Genomic DNA, 23,674 nt, shown 5'->3' on the forward strand with positions numbered 1-23,674 from the left:
TCTCCGGCGGCCCGGGGCGGGAGCCTCCTCAGCCGCCGCAGACCACCTGGTCGCCGCTGACGACACCGAGGGAGCCCTGGTAGGGGTCCTCCGCGCGCACCGGCACCACCTTGCGGTAGTCGGTGCCCGCGATCACGGTGACCGTCCGGCCCTGCCCGGCGACCGCCCGCAGCTCACTGCCCGGGAGCGCCGTCGCCACCGACCGCGCCGAGCGGTCCCAGCGGGGGTCGTAGGTGATCACCGTGCGCTTGACGTCGCGGCTCGCGCCGTTGCCCGGGGCCCGCGTGGTGTCGAAACCGGTGGCGCGCAGCGCGGAGTCGACGCGCCCGCCCAGCCCGTCGATCCGGGTCCCGTTCTCCACCTGGACCCGGACCTGCGCGGGGGGTACATCCACCGGTACCGCCGCGGGGCGGCCGGCGGCCCCCTTCCCGGTCCGGGCCGGGGCCAGCGGCCGGTCCTCGCGCAGCGCCTCGAAGAGCTTGGCGGCCTTCGGCTCGTCCCACTTCACGGTGGACCCGATGCCCTTGACGCGGAAGGAGGGGCTGCCGATCGGCACCGAGGCGAACTCGGAGGAGGAGGGGGTGAAGCCCCGCATCGCCTGCCCGAGCGCCAGCAGCTGTTCCGAGCCGAAGCCCCGGTCGGCGCGGACCGAGCCCAGCAGGGTGGAACTGAGCTCCTTGAACTTGACCGGGTTCAGCAGCACCCCGCCGGCGGTCGCCTGCTTGATCAGCGCGGCGACGAACCGCTGCTGGCGCTGCATCCGGCCGAGGTCGGAGGCACCGTCGACATGGCGCGAGCGCACGTACTGAAGGGCCTGCCCGCCGGTCAGCCGATGGGTGCCGGGCAGCAGGTCGAGGCCGGTGTTCGGGTCGCGCATGGTCTTGGCGGTGCAGATCTCCACGCCGCCCATGGCGTCGACCGTCTTCATGAAGCTGGTGAAGTCGACCTCCAGGTAGTGGTCGATCTTCACCCGGGTCATGTTCTCGACCGTCCGCACGGTGAGGTTGGGCCCGCCCTCCGCGTACGCCGCGTTCAGCCGCACGGGGTGCGGCTTGTGCTCCTTGCCGGTGACGAGGTCATGGTGCGCGGGCACCTCGGCGTAGCTGTCGCGGGGCAGGCTGACGACGCTCGCCCGCTCCTTGTCCGCCGACAGGTGCACCAGCATGATCGTGTCCGTGCAGTGGCAGGGCGCCCCGCCCAGGCGGTACTCGCGCTTCTCCTCGGGGCTGATCTTCTCCCGGCCGTCGGTGCCCACCAGCAGGAAGTTGATGCCGTGTCCGGCCTGCGGGCGGTTCTTCATGTCCTTGAACGGGTCCACCCGCTCGATCCCGGTGTCCAATCCGGTCATCACGGCGTGCCCGATGGCCCCGGAGCCCAGCACCGCCACCGACAGCCCGGCCGCGATCCGCAGCCCCCAGCGGGGCCGGCCCTCCCGGGGCCGGGCCGGTCCGCCGCCGCCGCGCCGCACGCGCTGCGGCCGGGGCGGGCCGGCGGGACGGATGGGGCGGTGCGGTTGGGGCACGGTGGACACCTCCGCGGGAGCACAGGGATACCGGTCGAAGGACGGGCCGGCCTTCGGGTGGCTCAGCCGGCTGATTCGACAGAACAGTAGGCCCATACGATCAGCCTCTGTCCTTACCGGTCGCTCGGCGCGCACCCGGTTCCCCCGTACGCGGTAACGTGACACCGATACCCGACCTTGAAGGACCACATGCCCGCCCAGCAGCCCGCAGTCTCGGTGATCATGCCGGTGCTCGACGAGGAGCACTACCTCCGCGAGTCCGTCCGCCACATCCTGGAACAGGAGTACGCGGGCGAGATGGAGGTGGTGATCGCACTCGGGCCGTCCACGGACCGCACCGACGAGATCGCCGCCGAACTCGTCGCCGAGGATCCCCGAGTCCACACCGTCCCGAATCCCACCGGCCGGACCCCGGCGGCGCTCAACGCCGCGATCAAGGCCTCGCGTCACCCGATCGTGGTACGCGTCGACGGCCACGGCATGCTCTCACCGAACTACATCGCCACCGCCGTCCGCCTTCTGGAGGAGACCGGTGCGCAGAACGTCGGCGGGATCATGCACGCCGAGGGCGAGAACGCCTGGGAGGAGGCCGTCGCCGCCGCGATGACCTCGAAGATCGGCGTCGGTAACGCCCCCTTCCACACCGGTGGTCGGGCCGGCCCGGCCGAGACCGTCTACCTCGGCGTCTTCCGCCGCGAGGCGCTGGAGCAGCAGGGCGGCTACAACGAGGAGTTCATCCGCGCCCAGGACTGGGAGCTGAACTTCCGCATCCGCGAAGCCGGCGGGCTGATCTGGTTCTCGCCCGAGCTGAAGGTCCAGTACCGTCCGCGCCGCTCGGTCAGGGCGCTGGCCAAGCAGTACAAGGACTACGGCCGGTGGCGGCACGTGGTGGCCCGCTACCACTCGGGCTCCATCAACCTGCGCTACCTGGCCCCGCCGGCCCTCGTCTGTGCGATCGCCGCGGGCGTGGTCGTGGGTGTGACCGTCAGCCCGCTGGGCTTCGCCGTGCCGGCCGGCTACCTCGCGGCCATCGCCGCGGGCTCCGTCCCGGCGGGCAGGGGGCTGTCGCCGAAGGCCCGGGTGCAGATCCCCCTCGCCCTGGCGACCATGCACCTGTCCTGGGGCTTCGGCTTCCTGACCAGCCCGCGCGCCCTGGCCGACAAGCTCATCGCGAGCCGCCGCCCGGCCGTTGCCCCCGGTGTCCCGCAGGCCTGAGGCACAGCAGGTCCTGTCGTCGAAGCAGCGCCGTCCGGGCGGGACTTCGACGGCAGGGACCGAGGGGCCCGGCGGGGAGAGCGCGCTCGTGCGCGGCCTCCCCACCGGGCCCCTCCTGTGTGCCCGCTACCAGGTGAAGCCGGGCTGGACCGCCATGCAGGCCTGGTCGTTGTCGCCGTTGAGCGCGTGGGCGGAGTCCGGCGCCTTGGTCGGGGCCGGCGGCGGCGGGGTGGGCGTGGCGCCGGTCCGCCAGTCCTTGCCGACGAACACGACGATCCCGGCGACCTGGTCGGACCTCTGCACCGAGCCGGCGGGCAGGCCGAGCGCGGTGGCCACGGCGGCCGCGTCGGCCGCCTGGGCGTCGGTGGCGTAGCGGACCACCGAGGTGTCCTCGGCGCCCGTCCGGTTGTCGGCGACGGCCTTGGTGAAGCCCTTGCCGGTGAGCAGGGCGGCGACCTCGCTCGCCCGGCCCTTCGCGACGGACTGGGCGCCGTCCTTGCCCCCGGTCGCGTTCCGGACGGCCACCGCGATCTTCGCGGGCGGCGCGGTCGTGGCGGCGGCCGCCGGTGCCGAGGTCGCCGGCTGGGCCGGGGCGGAGGGCGACGCGGGCGTGCCCGGGGTCGCGGTGGCCGCCGGGTTGCCCGAGCCCTGGCCGTCGAGGGGGATGTCCTCGCGGACCATCCGGAACAGGTCCTCGGCCTCGCCCGGCTTGGGCTCGACACGGCCGTCCAGGCCGGGCTTGGAGCTGTAGACCCAGGGCATGGTGGTCATGGTGATCCGGCCCGGCGGGACCTTCTTCAGCTCCATGCTGAGGTCGAACAGTTTGTCGATCTTGTTCAGGCCGGTGTCCACCACCATCGCCTCGATCGCCGCCTGGGCCAGGCTGTTGAGCTTGACCGGGTTGCTGAGCTTGGCGTTCTTGCGGAACTCCCGGGCCATCGAGTTCATGTACTGGTGCTGGGCGTGGGTACGGCCTATGTCGGTGCCGTCCTCGAAGCCGTACCGGGTGCGCAGCCACTGCAGGGCCGTCTCGCCCTGGATGACGCTCGTGCCCTTGGGCAGCTTCAGGCCGGAGCCCTTGCCGTCCCGGGTGCGGGAGTGCACGTTCTGCTCGACGCAGACCGGGACACCGCCGATGGCGTCGGCCATGCGGACCACGCCCTTGAAGTCGATCATCATGAAGTGATCGATGGGGATCTTGGTCAGTTCGGTCCAGGCGGCGACCGTGCAGCCCGGCCCACCGCGCTGGATCGACTCGTTCGTCTGGACGAGGCCCTTGCTGGCCGGGTGCACCGTCCCGCCCGGCTCGGTGCACTTGGGCATCATCAGCATCGTGTCGCGGGGCATCGAGACCACGGACATGTTGCTGCGGTCCGCGGACAGGTGCACCAGCATCTGGACGTCCGCGAGCGGCGGGCCGTCGAAGGTGTCCCTGGCTCCGCCGAGGGCCTGGTTCTCCGCGTCGTCGCGCGCGTCGGAACCGATGAGCAGGATGTTCAGCGGGGTCTGCCCGAAGGCGTTGGGCTTGGAACCGCCCAGCTTGTTCTCGCCGAGGTTCAGCGCGTCCGTCTGGATGCTGCCGTTCAGGTGCCGGTAGTAGAGGTAGCCGGCCGCCGCCGTCCCGAGTATGAGCAGGGACAGGATCGCGGAGACCCAGCGCAGCACGCGCCGGCGGCTCCTCGCGGGGGGACGGGTGCCGGCCGTGCGGGTCGGATCCGAGCCGTTCCGCTGGCGGGGCACCGTGCCGGGCGCGCCGGCCCCGCCGTCGGGTATGTCCCCGTCGGCCTGGGCGCCCGCCCCCTCCTCCCGCACGTCGCTGTGCCTCACGCGCATCCCCCTCAAAGGTCCTACTTGGTCATGGGTGTCCCGGTGCGACCGGGCACGTACCGCTACTTGGCGCAGACGGACTTGTCGGCCTGCGCCTGCTGGACGTCCTTGGACAGCTCCTGCGGCACCGGCGGCGCCAGCGGGGAACCCGCCTGCTGGAAGTCCGGACCCAGGGTCAGCTTCATCGGGGTCTTCGCCGCCGCGTCCGCCGTGCCCATCTTCAGCGCGGTGGCCGGGAGTCCCAGGGCGTCCGCGAGCGCGCGGGCCTGGGCGGCCTGGTTGGGGGCGTACTCCAGCTGCGTGGCGTCCACCTTCGACGGGGCGTTGCCCTCGTTGCTGGCCTTTGACATCCCCTTGGTGTTCTGCAGCCAGTTCAGCGTGCCGGAGGCGGCGCCCTTGGGGCCGCCGCCGTTGTAGATGTTCACCCGTACGTCCCCGGCGGGCGCCCGGTCGCCCTGGAGCAGCGCGTCCTGCTTGGCCTTCGCGTCGGCGTCGGCCGCGTCCTTGGCGGCCTGCTCCTTCTTCTCGACCTCCGTGAGCGAGACGTCCCCCCGGATCATCTGCAACAGGGGATCGGCCAGCGCCTTGTTGACCACCACGGTCGCCTTGCGGTTCGCGGGCTCGGCCGGGTTGTCAAGGACCGGCAGGGTGGTGAAGGTGATGTTCTTGAGGTCGATGTCCTTCAACTCGCTGGCGAGATCGGTGAGTTTGCCGATGGAACCCAAGCCCGGGTCCACGGTCAGCGACTTGGTGGCCGCCTCCGCCAGCGAGAAGAACTTCTTCGGACTGGTCAGCGTCTCCTTGGACTTCATCTCGCGCATCATCGAACCGAGGAACTGCTGCTGGGTCTTGATGCGGTCCAGGTCGCTCTGGTTGCCGAAGGCGTGCCGGGTCCGCACGAAGGCCAGCGCCTGCTCGCCCTCCAGCCGGTGCTCGCCCTCGGGGAGCTTCAGCTTGGAGTCCTTGTCGTCGACGGCCTTCTCCAGGCACACGGGCACGCCGCCCACCGCGGTGCTCAGGGTCTTCACCGCGTTGAAGTCGACCATCATGAAGTTGTCGACCTCGATGCCGGTGACCTCCTTGACCGTGCGCATCGTGCAGCCCGCGTCGCGGCCCTCCTGGCCCAGGCTGGTGTTGAAGCGCGTGCCCTTCGTGCCGCGGATGGTCTTGGTGGTGCCGTCCGGCTGCTTCGTCGGGCAGTCGGGGATGTTGGTGATCAGGTCGCGGGGGATGGACAGCGCGGTGGCGTTGGAGCGGTCCTTGGCGATGTGGAAGAGGATCGTGGTGTCGGCGTGGCCGACGCTGTCCTTGTCGCCGTACCCCTCGTTGCCCGCACCGCTGCGCTTGTCGGTGCCGATGACCAGGATGTTGATGGCCTGGTCCTTCTTGAACCCGCCGGTGCCCGCGCCCGCGATGTCGGTGACGCTGAGGTTGCCGTTGAGGTGGTCGTAGTAGAGGTACGCGGCGGCGGCGCCGCCGACCAGCAGCAGGGCCAGGCTGCCGCTGGTGATCAGCAGGGCCTTCTTGCGCCGTCCGCCACCGCCGCCGCCCTTGCGCGAGCGGCCGCTCCTGCGGCCGCCGGGCGGGGCGTCGCCACGGCGCGGCTTGGGTACGCCGGGGGAGGGCGCGGTGGGGGCGGTGGGGGCCGACGAGGATCTACGGGGCGCGGCGACCTTGGGTCGCTCTCGCGCTGCGGAGTCGTTCAGTTGCAGCTCGTAGTGGCCGGTGCGGGGATTGAGCACCCACTGGTCTGCGGGGTCGATCTCGTCCGCCCGCCCACGGCTTTGCGCATCCACGGTTGCTCGAATCCTCCGTCGGGTGCCTCGCGACGCGCCTCCCCAAGGCGCACGGTCAACGATCCGGCTGGTGGTACCCGGTCTCCGGTCCGGCCGGGCACCGGATCGCTCACCTTATCCGTCCTGTTCGGCCGCAAACCATGGTGGTGACACATTCCACTGCCCTTATAACGGGGTGAACAGCCCATTCCACTCGGTCCGGTCGCCGGCTTTTGGATTGCTTTACCGGCACCCGGTGTGCCCTGCGGTCGTTCCTGTGAAGGTAGGGATGGGCGCGGAGGGGGTCGGGGTTCCCTCGCCGGCCGAATTCCCTTCCGGAGCGGCGTCCGTTGCCGTCGCGGCCGGGGTCGGGGCGGCGTTCCCGGGGGTCCGAGGCCGCGCCGAGGCCGTCGCCCCGGGCGGGGTCACCGTCAGCGGCCCGTCCTCCCTCAGCTGTCGGAACAGTCGCCCGGCGTCGGGCTCCACCAGTTCGTCCCGGTTGGGGTCGGGGGCGTAGGGGCGGCGCGGCACCGTCAGGAACGTCATGCGATCGGTCGGTATGTCCCGTATACCTCGGACGAGTTCGTACATGTCGCGCAGCGACGCCAGCCCGGGGTCGGTGGTCAGCGAGGAGGTGGCGGCGCTCAGCAGCGGGTACAGCCGTGCCGGGTTCAGCAGGACGCCGTTGCTCTGCACCTTCGTGACGAGCGAGCCGAGGAACTGCTGCTGACGCTCCATCCGTTCGGTGTCGCTGCCGTTGCCCAGGCTGTGCCGGGCCCGGACGAACCCCAGTGCCTGCTCGCCCCGCAGGGTCTGCCGGCCGGCGGGCAGCTTCAGCTTGGCCTGCACGTCGTCGATCGGCTGGGTGAGGCAGACGTCCACCCCGCCGACGGCGTCGACCATCCGCTTGAACCCGCTGAAGTCGATGACCATGTGGTGGTCGATGCGGATACCCGTGAGCTTCTCCACCGTCCGGATCGTGCAGGCGGCCCCGCCCCACTCGAACGCCCAGTTGAACTGAGCGAAGGAGCCCCCGGTGCGGCTTCCGTCCGGCTGCAGGCAGGAGGGGATCTCCGTCATCAGGTCCCGGGGGATCGACACGGCGGTCGCGCTCCGGCGCTCCTTCGGCAGGTGCAGCAGGATGGTGGTGTCCGAGCGCTGGGTGCCCTTGTCCTCCCCGTAGCCGGCGTTGCCCCTGCCCGCACGCGAGTCGGAGCCGATCAGCAGGATGTTCTGGGCGCCCGTGGCGAGGCGCGCCGGGCGTTCGCGCTCGTAGCGCTCCAGCTCGGCAGCGGCGGAGGTGTCCTCGGTGATGTTCGCGTCGAGCTTGCCGTAGAGCCACCACCCGGTGGCCGCCCCCGCCAGCACCAGCAGTGCGAGCCCCAGGCCGATCCAGCGCAGCAACCGGTGCCTGCGGTCCCGCGGAGGCCGTCGCCCGCCTCCGGCCGCATCGCTGCCGTCCGGTATGCCTGAGCTGTCCGTCACTGGCGTGTGTCCCCTCGCCGCTGCGAGCAGCCGTACGGGTGAGCACGGCCACTGCCGATCCTGCCCCCGGGGTGCCGGAGCGGCCCGGGGGCGGGGTCGTGTCTAGGGCCGTACGGGTGACAGATCGGCCGTTCCCGACATTGATCGGTCCGGGTGACGGAGCGCGCCCCGGTATCAGGCCGTGTGGGTGACGCGCTCGCTCTCGGTGCGCTGGGCCAGCGCCTCGGCGGACAGCCGCTCCAGGTTCCGGCAGAGCACCACGGAGGCCCCCGCGGCCAGTGCGGCGTACAGCCCCGCGGACAGCCCTTCCCAGGTGTCGTAGCCGAGGCCGGTCAGGATCCGCGACCCCTCGCCGAGGCCGAGCCCGGCCGCGTCCTCGCGGGCCCGGGCGACCAGCGCCGTGTGCGAGAGCTCCTCGCCGCCGACGACCAGCGCGGGACCCTCGGGCTGCACCGGGACGAAGGGGGCGAAACGGTCGCCCTGTCCCGGCACCTCCACCGCGTAGTCCGCGAACCCCGCCGGAGGCTGCGGGAAGCGCCCGCCCAGCGGCCGCAGGGCCAGCGCCACCCGCTCGCCGTCGCACTCCAGCGCTCGTTCCAGCGTGTCCGGACCGCTGACGACGAGATCGGCGTCACCCGGTTCCCCGCCCACCGAGGCGACGACCCCGACCGCGTCGCAGGCGAGCAGCCACACGGCGCTCTGCCAGTGCGCGGGCAGCAGCAGCGCGAGCCGGTCCCCGGGCTCGGCTCCCAGGTCGCCCTGGAGCAGGTTCGCGGTCTTGGCCACCCAATTGGCGAAGGTCGCGACGGACAATTCGACGCGTTCGCCGGTGGCGTCGTCGTAGAAGGTGACGAGCGGGCGGCCCGGATCGGCCGCGAGCGCGGATTGCAGCAGGTCGGCAGGGGTGCGGTCAGTGGCGTTCACCCGGCACAGGGTACGCGGGCGCCCTCCTCCGTACGGGGGGCGCCGGTACCTCCGTACGGAGGAGGGGTGTCCGCGGGGCAGCGGACGGAGCATCAGATCTCGGATGGCGCCCCGCGGTGAGCGTGCCCACCATCCTTGTCATGCGTGGATTCCTTGCTTCCTCGATCGGCGTCGCGACGGCCGCCGCACTGGCCCTGCCCCTCGCGCTCCCGACTCCAGCACTCGCCGAAACCGTCCCCGTAACCCCGGCCGGGTCCACCCAGTCGCTGCCGCTCGTCCCCATGGGGGCCGCGGCGGACCGCATGCCCGGCGTCCCCGGGATGAGCGCCTCGCCCCGCGGCCCGGAGACGCAGGGGCTGCCCGCCCGTGAGGTCAGGACGTTCTCCCTCGTCGGTGTCGTCTGGGACGACGTCACCACCCAGCTCAACGGCCGCGTCCAGGTCCGTACGCGTTCCGTCCGGACCGCCACCTGGTCCGACTGGCAGGACGTCGAGGTCCACAACAGCGAGCACGCGGCCGACCCCGACGCGGTGGAGCGCGACTCCGGCCGGGTGCGCGGCGCCACCGCCCCCCTGTGGGTCGGTGAGTCCGACGGCGTGGAGGTCCGCGTCCAGGCGGAACCGGACGCCCCGGCCACTGCGGAGGGCACCGGGCTCCCCTCGGGCATGCGCATCGAACTCGTCGACCCGGGCGCGCAGGTGCCGGCCGGGTCCACCGACGGCAAGAACAGCGGCCCGGCCGACGACAAGGGCGAGGTGGTCGCGCCCGGCCTGACCATGGAGATGGCGGAGGCCTCCGCGGCGAACGTGCCGCACGCCCCGCTCGGCGCGAACGAGATCACCGAGCTCAACAAGGCCGACTCCACCGCCGACGCCGTCTTCGCCGGCGAACTCACCGCGGCAGCCGCCCCCTACATCGGGCCGCGCCCGCGGATCGTCACCCGCAGGGGGTGGGGCGCGGACGAGTCCCTGCGCGAGAAGGCCTTCGCCTACACGCGCACCGTCAAGGCGGCGTTCGTCCACCACAGCGCCTCCGGCAACAACTACGCCTGCAAGGACGCCCCGGCGGTGCTGCGCAGCCTGTACCGCTACCACGTGGTCAGCAGCGGCTGGCGCGACTTCGGCTACAACTTCGCCGTCGACAAGTGCGGCACGGTCTACGAGGGCCGCGCGGGCGGTGTCTCCAAGCCGGTCCTCGGAGCGCACACCATGGGCTTCAACACGGACAGCATGGGCGTGGCGGTGCTCGGCACCTTCACGAACTCGGCGCCGCCGGCGGCCGCCGTCGACGCGGTCGCCCGCCTCACCGCCTGGAAGCTCGGCCTCTTCGGCCGGGACCCGCGCGCCAAGACCACCCTCAAGTCGGGTGGCGGCAACCGCTACCCGAAGGGCAGGAACGTCTCGATGAACGTCATCTCGGGCCACCGGGACGGCTTCGCGACGGAATGCCCCGGCAGGCAGCTGTACGGCAAGCTCCCCACCACCCGCACCTCCTCGGCCAAGCTCCAGGGCCGCCCGTAGTCCCCGGGGCGGGCCGGGACGGCGGGCTCCGCCCGGAACCCGACGGCCCCGCCGCCCCGCCCCGACCCGCCCCGACCCGCCCCGGGCATGGCGACCGGGGCCGCAACACGGTTGCCGCGTCCGCGTCCGCGTCCGTGGCTTCGCCCGCGGACGAAGCCACGGCTCCGGGGCGGGCCGGCCGGCGGGCTACGCTCGACCCATGGCCGGCCGCTTCGACCCCCTCGACCGGACCGCCGTACGCGGCGGCCGCACCGACGTGCCCCCGGGCCGAGGCCGAGCCGCCGGCGCGGGTGCGAAGGAACGCCGCTGGACCCCCGACGGCCCCGTCGACCTCGGCCTCACGCTCGGTCCGCTCCGCCGCGGCCCCGCCGACCCCACCTTCCGCACCACGCCCGACGGCTCCGTCTGGCGCGCCACCCGCACCCCCGACGGGCCCGCCACCCTCCGGGTCTCCCGGACCGGCACGGAGATCGAGGCCGAGGCATGGGGAGCCGGCGGTGCCTGGCTGCTCGACCAGCTGCCCGCACTGCTCGGCGCGGGCGACGACCCGGCGGTCTTCGTGCCGCGCCACCGCCTCGTGCACGCCAGCCACCGCCGCCGCCCGGGCCTGCGCCTGACGCGTACCGGCCTGGTGCTGGAGTCCCTGATTCCCACGGTGCTGGAACAGAAGGTCACCGCCGACGAGGCGTACCGGGCCTGGCGCCGACTCGTACAGCAGTACGGCGAGCCCGCGCCCGGCCCCCACGGGCAGAACCTGCACGTCATGCCCGACCCCCGCACCTGGGCGATGATCCCGTCCTGGGACTGGCACCGGGCCGGTGTCGACGCCAAGCGCTCCGACACCATCGTCCGGGCCGTACGCGTCGCGAACCGTCTGGAGGAGGCGGCGGCCATGGACCTGGCCGGGGCCGCGCGCCGGCTGGAGGCCGTGCCCGGCATCGGCCCGTGGACCTCCGCCGAGACCCTCCAGCGCAGCAACGGCCACCCCGACGCCGTCACCACCGGCGATCTGCACCTGCCCGGCATCATCGGCTTCGCCCTCGCCGGCGACCGCGACGCCGACGACGCCGCCATGCTGGAACTCCTCGCGCCGTACGCCGGCCAGCGCCACCGGGCGGCCCGCCTCGTCCTCCTCGCGGGCCGCACCCCGCCCCGCCGCACCCCCCGCATGCCCCGCGGCGACATCGGCCGCTTCTGAGGGGCAGGGCAGGGCAGGGGGAGGAGGGGGCACGGCGGTCGTCAGCGGACCTCGACGAAGTCCTCCGCGGAGCGGCTCGGCCGCTGCGGCGGGGCCGCCGCCGGGTGGCCCACCGCCACCGCCCCCATCGGATCCCAGTCCGGCGGCAGCTCCAGGACCTCCCGCACCACGTCCCGGCAGAACATGGTCGAGGACACCCACGCCGATCCCAGCCGCTCACCGGCCAGCGCGACCAGCAGGTTCTGCACGCCGGCGCCCATGGCCACCACGAACATCTCCCGCTCAGCGGCGTCCCGCCGGGCGTGCCCGTAGTGGTGCGCCCCGTCCGTCACCAGACACGGCACCACCAGGTACGGGGCGGCCCGCAGCACGTCCCCGCGCCGCACCCGCTTCGCGATGGACTCCTCGGACCTGCCGTCCGACCGCAGGTCCGCGATCCATGCGTCGCGCATCGCGTCGAGCAACCGCAGCCGTGCGGGCTCGGACTCCAGCAGCACGAACCGCCACGGCGTCGTGTGGTGGGGTGCCGGGGCGGTCACGGCCGCCGCCACCGCCCGCCGCACCGCGCCCGGGTCCACCGGCTCCGCCGTGAAGGCCCGTACGGTGCGGCGCTGCGTCACGGCTTCCCGTACCGCCTCCGAGGTGCCCAGCCGGAACATGTCGTCGGCCGGCGTGCGCACCAGGTCCCGCGCCGTCGCCCCCTCGCCCAGGACGTGCGCCAGTCCGCGCACGACGGCCACCGGCAGGCCGGCGGCCTTGCCCTTGACCAGGTCGCCGGCGGCGGCGAGCTCGTCCGCCGTCGCCACCACGGTCGCGCTGAGCGGGTTGCCGTGGGCGTCGGTGGCGCCGCGCAGGTCGTCCAGGACCCGCACGCCGGCCGAGCCGATGGCCACGTCCGTCAGCCCGTTGCGCCACGGCCGCCCGAAGGTGTCCGTGACGACCACGCCCACGTCCACGCAGAGCGCGTCGCGCACTCCGGCGCGGATCGCGGCGGCCGAGGCGTCCGGATCCTCCGGGAGCAACAGCACGGTGCCGGGGGCGGTGTTGGAGGCGTCCACACCGGCCGCGGCCATCACCAGGCCCTGCCGGTTCTCGACGATCCGCAGGGTGCCCCGCCGCGCGACCACCCGTACGGTTTCCGCGTCGACGGCGGCCTCGCGTGACTCCGCCCGTACGATCCGCCCCTCGGCCTTGGACACGATCTTCGAGGTGACGAGCAGGACGTCGCCGTCGCACAGATCGGGGGCGGCCGTCGTGATCAGCTTGGCCAGGTCGTCGCCCGGCCTGACCTCCGGTATCCCGTCGACGGCCCGCACCTCGTACGAGGGGGCCGCCGTCACCGGGAGGCCTCCGCCAGCTCCAGCGCGGCCCGGGCCATCACGGCGGTGGCCGCCAGGTCGGTCATCATCAGCGGCACCGCGCGGCAGGTGATGCCGGCCGCCTCGACCTCGGCGACGGCGTCCGCGTCGGAGGTGTCGACGAGCCAGGCGTCGAGCAGTTCGGTCCCGTAGTGCAGGGCGACCGCGGCGGCGGTGGACTCGACGCCCACCGCGGCGAGCACCTTGTCGGCCATCCCGCGCACGGGCGCGCCGCCGACGATGGGGGAGAGGCCCACGACGGGGGCCCGGGCGGCGGCGACGGCGTCCCGGATGCCGGGCACGGCGAGGATCGTGCCGACCGAGACCACGGGGTTGGACGGCGGGAAGACGATCACGTCGGCCGCGGCGATGGCCTCCAGCACGCCGGGCGCGGGCTTGGCCTGCTCGGCCCCCACGGGTACGACGGCTTCCGCGTCCACCGAGGCGCGCAGCCGGACCCAGTACTCCTGGAAGTGGATGACCCGGCGCTCGCCCGTTCCGGCCTCGGTGATCGCGACGTGGGTCTCGACGCGGTCGTCGGACATCGGCAGCAGCCGCACCCCGGGCTGCCAGCGGTCGCAGAGTGCCTCGGTGACGGCACTGAGCGGGTAGCCGGCGCCGAGCATCTGCGTGCGGACGATGTGGGTGGCGAAGTCGCGGTCCCCGAGGCCGAACCAGGTGGGTCCGACCCCGTAGGCGGCGAGTTCCTCCTTGACGGTGAAGGACTCGTCGGTGCGGCCCCACCCCTGGTCCTCGTTGATGCCACCGCCGAGGGTGTACATCACCGTGTCCAGGTCGGGGCAGACCTTGAGCCCGAAGAGGTGAATGTCGTCACCGGTGTTGCCGATGACCGTGATGTCCGCGTCGGGCACCGCCGACTTGAGTCCGCGAAGGAACCGGGCGCCGCCTATACCGCCGGCCAGAACAACAATGCGCATGCAGACAGTCTGTCAGCCGAAGGCTGTCATGCGAGGGGTGGTGGTCGGGCGGCGGGTGGGACTGTCAGCCGAAGGCTGTCATGCGAGGGGTGGTGGTCGGGCGGCGGGTGGGGAGCCGGGGGCCGGTCGTGCTCAGGCGGGGACGGACTCGGACGCGGACGCGGCCGGGGAGCAGTTGTGCATCGGCATCTGGGTGAGCCCGGGGAAGTAGACGTGCAGGCTGACCGCGCCTTCGAGGGTGTCGTTGACGACCTCGTGGGTGTAGCCGGGGGCGAAGACGCGCTGGCCGCCGGCGCGGTGGGTGAGCCGTCCGCGGGAGGTGTGTTCGGTGAGCTCGCCCTCCAGGACCGTCAGGACGCCGGAGGAGGCGCCGTGGTCGTGCAGGCCGCTTCCCTGGCCGGGGACCCAGCTGAGCAGCCAGACCTCGTAGCCGGGGCCGGTGCGCAGCCGGTGGTACCAGCGGGTGGTGGCGTCGTACTGGACGAGGTGCTGCCAGGAGGCGCGGTCCTCGGCGATGGAGCGGGCCAGACCGACGAACTCGGCGACGGTGGCCGGATGTTCGCGGGCCGGCTGGAGGAGGTGCTGGACGGCGAGGATGTCGCCGGCGATCTGCAGGTCGCTTTCGACGGTCGCGGGGGCGGCGGTCGTGCTGGTGGTGGTGCTGTTCATCGGGGTGTACCTCGACGGATGTCAGTTGTGCTGGCGGTCGCTGTGGGGGGAGGGCCGGAGCTCTGGGGAGCCGGGGCTCCACGGGCATCAACAGCAGCAACAGCAACAGCGAACCTGGGCAGCGCACAGGAACCCACGAATGGGGGTCCGGGTGGTGGCTGCGGGCGCTGACATGCGAATAAGGAGAACGGGTGAGGGGTCCGGCTGTCAACTCAATGTCCGGTTTGGGGGAAAAGTTTCACCTCATCCGGTTGTCGCGCATGGAGAAAGGTTTGTGCAGTCTGCGGCGGGGCATACGGCGCTGCATCGGAAGTCAAACCTGATCCGGCCATGTCGTGACCTGAATGTGATCTACGCCGCTCTTCGGGATGCGCCGCAACCTCGTGTCGGGGTGGCGCGTGCATTACGGGTGAAGGTGACATCTGATGGCGCCGATGGCATGTGTCACGATTTTTGGCGATATGAACACTTTCTGCATAGGCTTGGTTCCGCAGAGTGAATAAGGGGCCCGATAGCAGATCCCGGCTTGACTGCCCCGGAGCCACGCACTTGTAATTTCACTCGTGTCGTTACGTAGCTATGAGTGACGACGTGACCACGGGGACGCACCAACAGAGCGAGGGGCGCACATGACCGAGCTGTTTCAGGAACTGCTGGTCGAGGAAGCGGACGAGGAGCTCGGATGGCAGGAGCGCGCCCTGTGCGCCCAGACCGACCCCGAATCCTTCTTTCCCGAGAAGGGCGGCTCCACCCGCGAGGCCAAGAAGGTCTGCCTCGCCTGTGAGGTCCGCTCCGAATGCCTTGAGTACGCCCTCGCCAACGACGAGCGATTCGGTATCTGGGGCGGCCTGTCCGAGCGCGAGCGCCGCCGCCTGAAAAAGGCGGCCGTCTGACACCGCCGGAGCCCCACCGGCCCGGCACCCGCAGTACCCCGCACGACATATCCGAACATCGGAGCACGGCGTCGAACGCGACGCACGGCCGAACACAGAGCACCGCACACGGTCCGCCTCCTGCACCTTCCCCGCAGGAGGCGGACCGCTGCTGTGGCAGCCGTTAGGGTGGGGCGCTGTCCAGCAGCCTCCGAGGGCACACCACCCCCGGACCCCCGGCCGGAGGGCCCGTACCGCGATGTCCCTGCACAGCCAGTCGACGGCCTCCTACCAGGCGCCCGTCACACCCGAGTTCCCCCGGCACGTCGTCACCGCGGTCCTCGTGGCCCACGACGGCGCCCGCTGGCTGCCCCGGACGCTCGCCGGCCTCCTCGGCCAGGAACGCCCCGCCCAGAGCCACGTCGCCGCCGACACCGGCAGCGCCGACGACTCCGCCCGGCTGCTCACCGAGGCCCTCGGCGACGACCGCGTCCTGCACCTCGCCCGCCGCACCGGATTCGGCACCGCCGTCGACGAATCCGCCCGCACCGCCGGCACCCTGACCCCCGAGGACCTCCCGTACCTCAAGCGCCCCAGCGGCTGGGACCCGGTCAGCCGCACCTGGCGCGACGACGCCTACGACCTCCCCGACCTGCCCCACGGCGAACCCGTCCAATGGCTCTGGCTCCTCCACGACGACAGCGCCCCCGAACCCGACGCCCTCGCCGAACTGCTCCGCGTCGCCGACGAGAACCCCGACGCAGCGATCATCGGCCCCAAGCTCCGCGGCTGGTACGACAACAAGCAGCTCCTCGAAGCCGGCGTCACCATCGCCCGCAGCGGCCGCCGCTGGACCGGGCTCGACCGCCGCGAACAGGACCAGGGCCAGCACGACCAGGTCCGCCCCGTCCTGTCCGTGTCCACCGCCGGCATGCTCGTGCGCCGCGACGTCTACGAAGAGCTCGGCGGCTTCGACCGGCGCCTGCCCCTCATGCGCGACGACGTCGACCTGTGCTGGCGCGCCCAGAGCGCCGGCCACACCGTCCTGGTCGCCCCGGACGCCGTCCTGCGCCACGCCGAGGCCTCCGCCCGCGAACGCCGCACCGTCGACTGCGCCGGCCGCACCACCGCCAGCCCGCACCGCGTCGACAAGGCCGGCGCCGTCTACACGATCCTCGCCAACAGCTCCGGCCGCGCCCTGCCCTACGTCCTGCTGCGCGTCCTGTTCGGCACCGTGCTGCGCACCCTCGCCTACCTCGTCGGCAAGGCCCCCGGCCAGGCCGTCGACGAGATCACCGGCCTCCTCGGCACACTGCTGCGCCCCGGCCGCCTCCTCGCCGCCCGCAGGGCCCGCCGCCGCCCCGCCGTCCCCGCCTCCGAACTGCGCCGGCTGTTCCCCCCGCCGGGAGCCTCCCTGCGGGCCAACGCCGACCAGCTCGCCGGCTACTTCGGCGGCGACCGCCACACCACCGCCGCCCCCGCCGGCCGGCACGGTGGCGGCAGCATCCTGAACGCGCCCGGCGAGGACGGCCCCTACGAGGAGACCGAGCGCTTCGCGCGCCTCAAGCGGATCGCCCGCAACCCGGCGCCCCTCCTCTTCGGACTCCTCCTCCTGGTCTCCCTCGCCGCCTGCCGCGCCCTGATCGGCGGAGGATCCCTCATGGGCGGCGCCCTGCTGCCCGCCCCCGCCGGCGGCCTGGACCTGTGGAGCATCCACACCGACGGCTGGCACCCCGTGGGCACCGGCTCCACCGCCGCCGCCCCGCCCTACCTGGCCGTCCTCGGCGCCCTCTCCACCCTGCTCCTCGGCTCCACCCAGGCCGCCCTGACCCTCCTGCTCGTCGGCTCCGTCCCGCTGGCCGGCCTCACCGCCTACTTCGCCTCCCGGCCGCTCGTCGAGTCCCGGCTGCTGCGCGCCTGGGCCGCCACCGCCTACGCCTTCCTCCCCGCCGTCACCGGCGCCCTCGCCGGCGGCCGCCTCGGCACCGCCGTCCTCGCCCTCGTGCTCCCCCTCATCGCCCGCTCCGCGATCGCCGCCTTCGGCCTCGGCGAGCCGGCGGCCACCGCCGAACAGCGGGGCGGCTGGCGCGCGGTGTGGACCTACACACTCCTGCTGACCCTCGCCACCGCCTTCACCCCGGCCGTCTGGCCGCTCGCCGTCCTCCTCGGCGCCGCCGCGCTCGTCCTGCGCCGCGCGCAGTGGAAGACGTACGGTCTGCGGCTGCTCGCCACCCTCACCGTCCCCCTCGTCGTCCTCGCCCCCTGGTCGCTCGGCCTGCTCACCCACCCGGGCCGCCTCCTCCAGGAGGCCGGACTGCCCTACGGAGCCGGCTCCGCGGGCGCGCTGGACCTGCTCGGCATCAGCCCCGGCGGTCCCGGCACCGGCGCGCGCCTGATCCTCGCCGGCATCGTCCTGGCCGCCCTGGCCGCCCTGCTCCGCGCCGACCGGCAGTTCGCCGTCCGCACCGCCTGGGCCACCGCCCTGGCCGCCCTCCTCCTTGCGGTCCTCGCCAACCGGACCGCCTGGGCCGGACCGGCCACCCTCGTGTACGGGGCCGCCCTCCTCGCTGCCGCCATGGTCGGCGCGGACGGCGCCAAGGACCGCGTCGCCGCCCGCAACTTCGGCTGGCGCCAGCCACTGGCCGCGCTGATCGCCCTCGCCGCCGCCGCGGGCCCGCTGATCGCCGCGGCCACCTGGACGCTCGCCGGCGCCGACGGCCCGCTCCAGCGGCGCGACCCGGTGCAGGTACCGGCCTTCGTCGCCGACGCCGGCGACGACGACAACCAGACCCGCACCCTGCTCCTCGACCTCGACGGCCCCGCCAAGGTCTCCTACAGCCTCGTCCGCGGCCCGGGCGGCCGCCTCGGCGACGCCGAGATCGCCGCCCGGACCGGCGACGACCCCCGGCTCGACAAGGTCGTCTCCAACCTCGTCGCAGGCTCCGGCGCCGACCAGTCCAGCCAGCTCAGCGCCTATGCCATCCGCTTCGTGATGTTCCGCCCCGGCGGTCCCGAGGAGATCCGCCGGGTCCTCGACGCCACCCCGGGCCTGAGCCGCCGCCACCAGCAGGACGGCACCGCCCTGTGGGGCGTCGAGCCCTGGCTGCCGCGCGCCGTCATCGTCTCCGCCCAGCCGGGCGAGGCCCCGATTCCGGTCGCCGCGGGCCCCGTCGAGGTTCACGGCAAGATCCCCGCGGGCGAGGCGGGCCGCGTCCTGCGCATCGCCGACCGGGCCGACGGCGGCTGGCAGGCCACCCTCGACGGCAAGCCGCTCACGTCGAAGACCCTCGACGGCTGGGCCCAGGGCTTCGAGCTCCCCGCCGGCGGAGGCAGCCTCGACCTCGTCCACGAGACGTCCCTGCTGCGGACCGCCTGGAACTGGACCCAGGGCCTGCTCGCCCTGGTCCTGCTGGTCATGGCCCTGCCCGGCCGACGGGCCGAGCTCGACGACGACCTGCCCGAGGAGGAGGTCGCGACCGCCTCGGGGCCCGGCCCCGGCGAAGCCTCGGAGGGCCGCCGCGCCCGCAGGCTCCGCGCCGAGGCCGAGGCGGACACCGCCCCCGGACCGGTGGAGACCGCGGCCGCCGCCGACCCCTACGCCCAGATTCCCGCGCAGTCGGCGTACGGCGAGGACTCCTATGCCTATCAGGCCTACGGCGACCCGAGCGGCTACGCGTACGAGCCCCAGCAGCCCCAGCAGCCCCAGGAGCAGTACCCGTACGAGCAGTACCCCGGGTACGACCAGCAGCAGGACGGCGCCGCCTACGAGACCCCCTACCCGCAGCACCACCCACAGCAGTACCCCTACCCGTACGAGCCCCACGAGCAGTACCCACCGCACGACGTCCACGCACAGCACGACCCGCGTCCCGACGGGAGCCCCCAGCAGTGAAGCAGCGCGCACCCCTGACGCTGGCGGCCGTGGTCGCGGCACTGGCCGCCCTCACCGGCGCGGCCGCCCTCACCGCGCCCGCCCCCGCGGGCGGGGCCCCCGACGCCAAGGCGGCGGCCTCGGCCCGGATGCCGGTCGAGCGATCCCTCCTGGTGTGCCCGGGGCCCAGCTCCTCGGACATCGCCGAGACCACGTACACCTCCTTCACGCCGGGTTCCCCCGCCGGCCAGGGCAAGGGCTCGGCCCGGCTGCTCGGCGCGACCAAGGACGCCAAACCCGTCCTGGAACCCAAAGAACCCGGCAAGCCGGTCGGCGCCACGGCCAGTGGTGCCGACGCCCCCGCACTCACCGGCAGCGCCGACGGGGTCCTCGCCCCCGGCTGGACGGCCCAGCTGACCACCAGGATCTCGGTCGGCCGGGCCCGGGGCCTGCTCGGCGTCGGCTGCACGGAGCCCGGCACCGACTTCTGGTTCCCCGGGGTCAGCACCGCCAAGGGGCGCGAGGACTACGTCCACCTCACCAACCCCGACGACGCGGCCGCCGTCGTCGACATCGCGCTCTTCGGCCCCGACGGCGCGGCCAAGACCGACGCGGGCGCCGGCGAGAACATCCGCGTCGACCCGAAGTCCACCAAGACCGTCCTGCTCTCCTCCCTCCTCCCGGCCACCCAGCTCGCCGACGCCACCGCCCACGTGACGACCCGGGCCGGTCGGGTGGGCGCCTCCGTGCAGGTCTCCGAGGAGAGCGTCGGCGCCGACTGGCTGCCCGCCTCCACCGACCCGGCGGGCTCGCTGGTGCTGCCCGGCATCCCGGCGGACGCCGCCTCCGTACGGCTGGTCGCCTTCGTGCCCGGCGAGGAGGACGCGGACCTGAAGCTGCGCCTGGCCGGACCGGGCGGCGCCATCAGCCCGGCGGGCAGTGAGCAGCTGCACGTCAAGGCGGGCATGACGGCGGTCATGGACCTCAAGGACCTGACCCGGGGCGAGCCGGGCTCGCTGCTGCTGGCCCCGGCGGACGCCAAGAAGACCACACCGCTGGTCGCCGCGGTCCGAGTGGTCCGCGGCAGCGGCGCCAAGCAGGAGCTCGGCTTCATCCCGGCCACCGGGCCGGTCGGCGATCGGGCCACCGTGGCCGACAACCGGCCCGAGGAGAACACCACCCTGCTGTCGCTGACCGCGCCGGGCGCTGATGCGAAGGTCAGGGTGACGGCGTCCCCGGGCACCGCAGGAGGCGAGCCCGCCTCCCAGGAGGTCACGGTCAAGGCGGGCACCACCCAGACGCTGACCCTGGCCCCCGCGGGCGGAAAGGGCTCCTACGCCCTCACCGTCGAAACCCTCTCGGGCGGCCCGGTCCACGCGGCCCGCACCCTTTCCCTCCCGAACGACGGCATCGCGATGTTCACCGTCCAGGCCCTCTCCGACGACCACTCCACGGTGTCGGTCCCCGAGGCCGAGCAGGACCTCTCCGTCCTGACCAGGTGACGGGCCGGGACCCCGCCGCGGCCGGATCAGTCCTGGCCGTAGCGGGGGTCCACCGTCTCCGGAGTGAGTCCGAGCAGCTCCGCCACCTGCTCCACCACGATCTCGTGCACCAGCAGCGCCTTCTCGTCGCGCGTCTTCGTACGGATCTCCACCGGCCGCCGGAAGACCATGATCCGGGCCGGCCGTCCCGGCCGGGACTCCGACACCGCACCGAGCGGCACCGCCTCGTCGTTCCAGCCGCCGTCGGCACCGCCCGGAGGCCCCGGCACGTCGCCGACCAGGAACTCCACCTCGGACAGCTGCGGCCAGCGCCGCTCCAGCCGCTCCACGGAGTCCCGCACGAGATCCCCGAACAGCTCCGCCCGGCTCGCCGCCAGGGGTACCTGGGGAGGAGCCAGCGGACCGCGCATCCCGCGCCCGTGCCGGTCCCGCCGACGCGTTCTGGGCTCGACGGGGACCCCCGCGGGAGGCTCGGCGGGGCAGGGGGGAAGAGGCGTGTCCGTCACCCCCGCAGGGTAGCTCCGAGCACGACACGGGGGAGTGAGCAGCGGTGGAGTCGTCGCGGCCCGGTCAAGAGTGCGGTACCGTCCAACGTCGTGAGCCTTGTACGTCGCTGTTCGCGCACCGCGTGCGGCCGCCCTGCCGTCGCGACACTGACGTACGTCTACGCCGATTCGACCGCAGTTCTCGGCCCGCTCGCCACATACGCCGAACCCCACTGCTACGACCTGTGCGCCGAGCACTCGGAGCGCCTGACGGCCCCGCGGGGCTGGGAGGTCGTCCGTCTGTCCGACGGGTCCGGTCCGTCGCGCCCCAGCGGCGACGACCTCGAAGCCCTGGCCAACGCCGTTCGCGAAGCCGCGCGCCCGCCGGCCCGTCCGGCCGGTCCCGGCGGATCCGGCACGTCCGGCAGGGGCGGCCAGAGCACCGGCGAGACCCGCCGCGGACACCTGCGCGTCCTCAGATCGCCGGATTCCTGACGCTCGGGCCATCTGCGGAACAGCTGTGGGTTCAAGGTAGGTTTTGCCGAACCGCACAGAACCTCAGGAGGGCAGGCAGTGGCCGCAGATCTTTCGAACATCGTCAAGGCGTATGACGTGCGTGGCGTTGTGCCGGACGAGTGGGACGAGTCGCTGGCGGAGCTGTTTGGTGGTGCTTTCGTCGAGGTCGTGGGTGGGTCGGCGATCGTGGTGGGGCATGACATGCGTCCGTCGTCGCCGGGGTTGTCGGCGGCGTTTGCGCGGGGTGCTGCGGCGCGTGGTGTGGATGTGACGTTGATCGGTTTGTGTTCGACGGATCAGTTGTATTACGCGTCGGGTGCGATGGGTCTGCCGGGTGCGATGTTCACGGCGTCGCATAATCCGGCGCGGTACAACGGGATCAAGATGTGTCGTGCGGGTGCGGCGCCGGTGGGTCGGGACACGGGGTTGTCGCAGATCCGGGTGTTGGTGGAGGGGTGGCTGGACGGGGGTGTTCCGGAGGTTCCGGCGGGGACGGTGCCGGGGGCGGTGACGGAGCGGGACTCCTTGAAGGGGTATGCGGAGCATCTGCGGTCTTTGGTGGATCTGGCGTCGATCCGTCCGTTGAAGGTGGTTGTGGACGCGGGCAACGGCATGGGCGGTCACACCGTCCCGACGGTGTTCGAGGGTCTGCCGCTGGAGGTGACGGAGATGTACTTCGAGCTGGACGGGACGTTCCCGAACCATGAGGCGAATCCGTTGGATCCGAAGAACATCGTGGATCTGCAGGCGCGGGTGTTGGCGGAGGGTGCGGATCTGGGGATCGCCTTCGACGGGGACGCGGACCGTTGTTTCATCGTGGACGAGCGTGGTGTGGGGGTGTCGCCGTCGGCGATCACGGCTCTGGTGGCGTCGCGTGAGCTGGCGCGTCACGGTGGGTCGGGCACGGTGATCCACAATCTGATCACGTCGTGGTCGGTGCCGGAGGTGGTGCGGGAGTGCGGTGGGACGCCGGTGCGTACTCGGGTGGGTCATTCCTTCATCAAGGAGGAGATGGCGAGGACGGGTGCGATCTTCGGTGGTGAGCATTCGGCGCACTACTACTTCAAGGACTTCTGGAACGCGGATACGGGGATGCTGGCGGCGTTGCATGTGTTGGCGGCTCTGGGGGGTCAGGACGGTCCGTTGTCGGAGTTGGTGGCGTCGTATGACCGGTATGAGGGGTCGGGGGAGATCAATTCGACGGTGGCGGACCAGGCGGGCCGGTTGGTGGCGGTGCGGGAGGCGTTCGCGGGTCGTGAGGGTGTGGAGCTGGATGAGTTGGACGGTTTGACGGTGACGGGTGCGGGGTGGTGGTTCAACGTGCGTGCTTCGAACACGGAGCCGTTGCTGCGGTTGAACGTTGAGGCTCGTGACGTGGACACGCTGTCCCGGGTCCGGGACGAGGCCCTGGCCCTGATCCGGGCCTGACCCCCGGCCCGGGGGCCCTGCCGGGGGCCGGGCCCTTTCCGACCCCCGGGCCCCCGGGCCCCCGCGCCCTCCGACCCGGGCCGGACCCCCGGCCCCGCCCTGAGTCCCTCCCCACCCCGGCCGGGCGGGCCCCGGGGCGCGGATCCGGCGGAGCGGAGATCCGCAACACCCGCCCCAGCGGTCCCGGCGCCCCCGCGCAGCCGGCCTCCCACCCCCGCCCGCCCCAAGCCGCACCGGCGGAGCCCCAGCGGTACGCTGACCACGCCCCACCCGCATCCCCGAAGGGAACCCACCCCATGCCGCTCGAAGCCGGCCTCCTGCAGATCCTGGCCTGCCCCGCCTGCCACGCGCCCCTCGAGGACAAGACGGCCGACGAGACCCCCGAGCTGCTCTGCACGGGCCAGGACTGCGGTCTCGCCTACCCGGTCCGCGACGGCATCCCGGTCCTCCTCGTGGACGAGGCCCGCCGACCCGCCTGACCGGCACCACCGCACCATCCGCAGATCACCGCACGACACCCGCACCGCAACACGCGCAGACAGGTTCCCGTCACCCAACAGCCGGAGGCC

Annotated in this window: 18 protein-coding genes; 9 read left to right on the forward strand and 9 right to left on the reverse strand. The window is 73.0% G+C overall.

Annotated elements, in window-relative coordinates:
* Window positions 1-28: 28 nt before the first annotated feature.
* On the reverse strand, window positions 29-1,522 hold the full coding sequence (locus tag AW27_RS20395; RefSeq protein ID WP_483316549.1) for an LCP family protein: 1,494 nt from the start codon (window positions 1,520-1,522) through the stop codon (window positions 29-31).
* Window positions 1,523-1,711: 189 nt separating this feature from the next.
* Between AW27_RS20395 and AW27_RS20400 the strand changes: the two genes are divergently transcribed.
* Entirely contained in the window at window positions 1,712-2,737 is a 1,026-nt protein-coding gene (locus AW27_RS20400) for a glycosyltransferase family 2 protein (RefSeq protein WP_037925313.1), read from the forward strand.
* Between the two features lie 126 nt (window positions 2,738-2,863).
* Here AW27_RS20400 and AW27_RS20405 read toward each other — a convergent pair whose 3' ends face one another.
* The 4 genes from AW27_RS20405 to AW27_RS20420 all read right to left on the reverse strand — a co-directional run bounded on the left by AW27_RS20405 (window position 2,864) and on the right by AW27_RS20420 (window position 8,748).
* Complete coding sequence (locus tag AW27_RS20405; protein WP_106967636.1) at window positions 2,864-4,570, reverse strand: LCP family protein; 1,707 nt, start codon at window positions 4,568-4,570, stop codon at window positions 2,864-2,866.
* A 56-nt stretch (window positions 4,571-4,626) separates the two neighbouring features.
* The gene (locus AW27_RS20410; RefSeq protein ID WP_037925316.1) at window positions 4,627-6,360 is read right to left on the reverse strand and encodes an LCP family protein; all 1,734 of its coding nucleotides are present in this window, start codon (window positions 6,358-6,360) and stop codon (window positions 4,627-4,629) included.
* A gap of 222 nt (window positions 6,361-6,582) precedes the next feature.
* On the reverse strand, window positions 6,583-7,824 hold the full coding sequence (locus tag AW27_RS20415) for an LCP family protein (RefSeq protein ID WP_037925317.1): 1,242 nt from the start codon (window positions 7,822-7,824) through the stop codon (window positions 6,583-6,585).
* 174 nt (window positions 7,825-7,998) lie between these two features.
* The gene (locus AW27_RS20420) at window positions 7,999-8,748 is read right to left on the reverse strand and encodes a TIGR03089 family protein (RefSeq protein WP_037925319.1); all 750 of its coding nucleotides are present in this window, start codon (window positions 8,746-8,748) and stop codon (window positions 7,999-8,001) included.
* A 140-nt stretch (window positions 8,749-8,888) separates the two neighbouring features.
* On the opposite strand from AW27_RS20420, the gene AW27_RS20425 reads away from it, so the two are divergent.
* Both AW27_RS20425 and AW27_RS20430 read left to right on the forward strand, forming a co-directional pair.
* Window positions 8,889-10,268 carry a peptidoglycan recognition protein family protein gene (locus AW27_RS20425; RefSeq protein WP_037925575.1) on the forward strand — a complete coding sequence of 460 codons (1,380 nt, stop codon included), beginning with the start codon at window positions 8,889-8,891 and terminating at the stop codon, window positions 10,266-10,268.
* 199 nt (window positions 10,269-10,467) lie between these two features.
* On the forward strand, window positions 10,468-11,466 hold the full coding sequence (locus AW27_RS20430) for a DNA-3-methyladenine glycosylase family protein (RefSeq protein WP_037925322.1): 999 nt from the start codon (window positions 10,468-10,470) through the stop codon (window positions 11,464-11,466).
* A 41-nt stretch (window positions 11,467-11,507) separates the two neighbouring features.
* Here AW27_RS20430 and AW27_RS20435 read toward each other — a convergent pair whose 3' ends face one another.
* From AW27_RS20435 to AW27_RS20445, 3 genes are all read right to left on the reverse strand, one after another.
* Window positions 11,508-12,806: a coenzyme F420-0:L-glutamate ligase gene (locus AW27_RS20435; RefSeq protein ID WP_037925324.1), complete on the reverse strand. Its 1,299-nt coding sequence runs from the start codon at window positions 12,804-12,806 to the stop codon at window positions 11,508-11,510.
* Window positions 12,803-13,762, reverse strand: coding sequence for a 2-phospho-L-lactate transferase (cofD, locus tag AW27_RS20440; protein WP_037925326.1), 960 nt, complete (start codon window positions 13,760-13,762; stop codon window positions 12,803-12,805). Before cofD ends, AW27_RS20435 begins: the two co-directional genes overlap by 4 nt.
* A 132-nt stretch (window positions 13,763-13,894) precedes the next feature.
* Window positions 13,895-14,431 (reverse strand): cysteine dioxygenase, encoded by a 537-nt coding sequence (locus AW27_RS20445; RefSeq protein WP_052031127.1) that lies wholly within the window; start codon window positions 14,429-14,431, stop codon window positions 13,895-13,897.
* A 629-nt stretch (window positions 14,432-15,060) separates the two neighbouring features.
* On the opposite strand from AW27_RS20445, the gene AW27_RS20450 reads away from it, so the two are divergent.
* The 3 genes from AW27_RS20450 (at window position 15,061) to AW27_RS20460 (ending at window position 20,676) form a co-directional block, all read left to right on the forward strand.
* Window positions 15,061-15,324: a WhiB family transcriptional regulator gene (locus tag AW27_RS20450; RefSeq protein ID WP_003983763.1), complete on the forward strand. Its 264-nt coding sequence runs from the start codon at window positions 15,061-15,063 to the stop codon at window positions 15,322-15,324.
* A 238-nt stretch (window positions 15,325-15,562) separates the two neighbouring features.
* Window positions 15,563-19,195 carry a glycosyltransferase family 2 protein gene (locus AW27_RS20455; protein ID WP_037925327.1) on the forward strand — a complete coding sequence of 1,211 codons (3,633 nt, stop codon included), beginning with the start codon at window positions 15,563-15,565 and terminating at the stop codon, window positions 19,193-19,195.
* On the forward strand, window positions 19,192-20,676 hold the full coding sequence (locus tag AW27_RS20460; protein WP_037925329.1) for a DUF5719 family protein: 1,485 nt from the start codon (window positions 19,192-19,194) through the stop codon (window positions 20,674-20,676). Before AW27_RS20455 ends, AW27_RS20460 begins: the two co-directional genes overlap by 4 nt.
* Before the next feature lie 26 nt (window positions 20,677-20,702).
* Here the strand turns inward: AW27_RS20460 and AW27_RS20465 are convergent, their stop codons facing one another.
* Window positions 20,703-21,182: a metallopeptidase family protein gene (locus tag AW27_RS20465; protein WP_370466515.1), complete on the reverse strand. Its 480-nt coding sequence runs from the start codon at window positions 21,180-21,182 to the stop codon at window positions 20,703-20,705.
* 90 nt (window positions 21,183-21,272) lie between these two features.
* Here AW27_RS20465 and AW27_RS20470 point away from each other — a divergent pair, with 90 nt between their 5' ends.
* From AW27_RS20470 to AW27_RS20480, 3 genes are all read left to right on the forward strand, one after another.
* Window positions 21,273-21,656, forward strand: a complete 384-nt coding sequence (locus AW27_RS20470; protein WP_037925333.1) for a DUF3499 domain-containing protein — start codon at window positions 21,273-21,275, stop codon at window positions 21,654-21,656.
* 78 nt (window positions 21,657-21,734) lie between these two features.
* On the forward strand, window positions 21,735-23,105 hold the full coding sequence (locus tag AW27_RS20475) for a phosphomannomutase/phosphoglucomutase (protein WP_304949891.1): 1,371 nt from the start codon (window positions 21,735-21,737) through the stop codon (window positions 23,103-23,105).
* Window positions 23,106-23,401: 296 nt separating this feature from the next.
* A complete protein-coding gene (locus AW27_RS20480; protein WP_037925335.1) occupies window positions 23,402-23,584 on the forward strand; it encodes a Trm112 family protein in 183 nt (60 codons plus the stop codon).
* Window positions 23,585-23,674 lie beyond the last annotated feature (90 nt).

Origin of the sequence: Streptomyces sp. PCS3-D2, from assembly GCF_000612545.2 — a bacterium.
Taxonomy (GTDB): domain Bacteria; phylum Actinomycetota; class Actinomycetes; order Streptomycetales; family Streptomycetaceae; genus Streptomyces.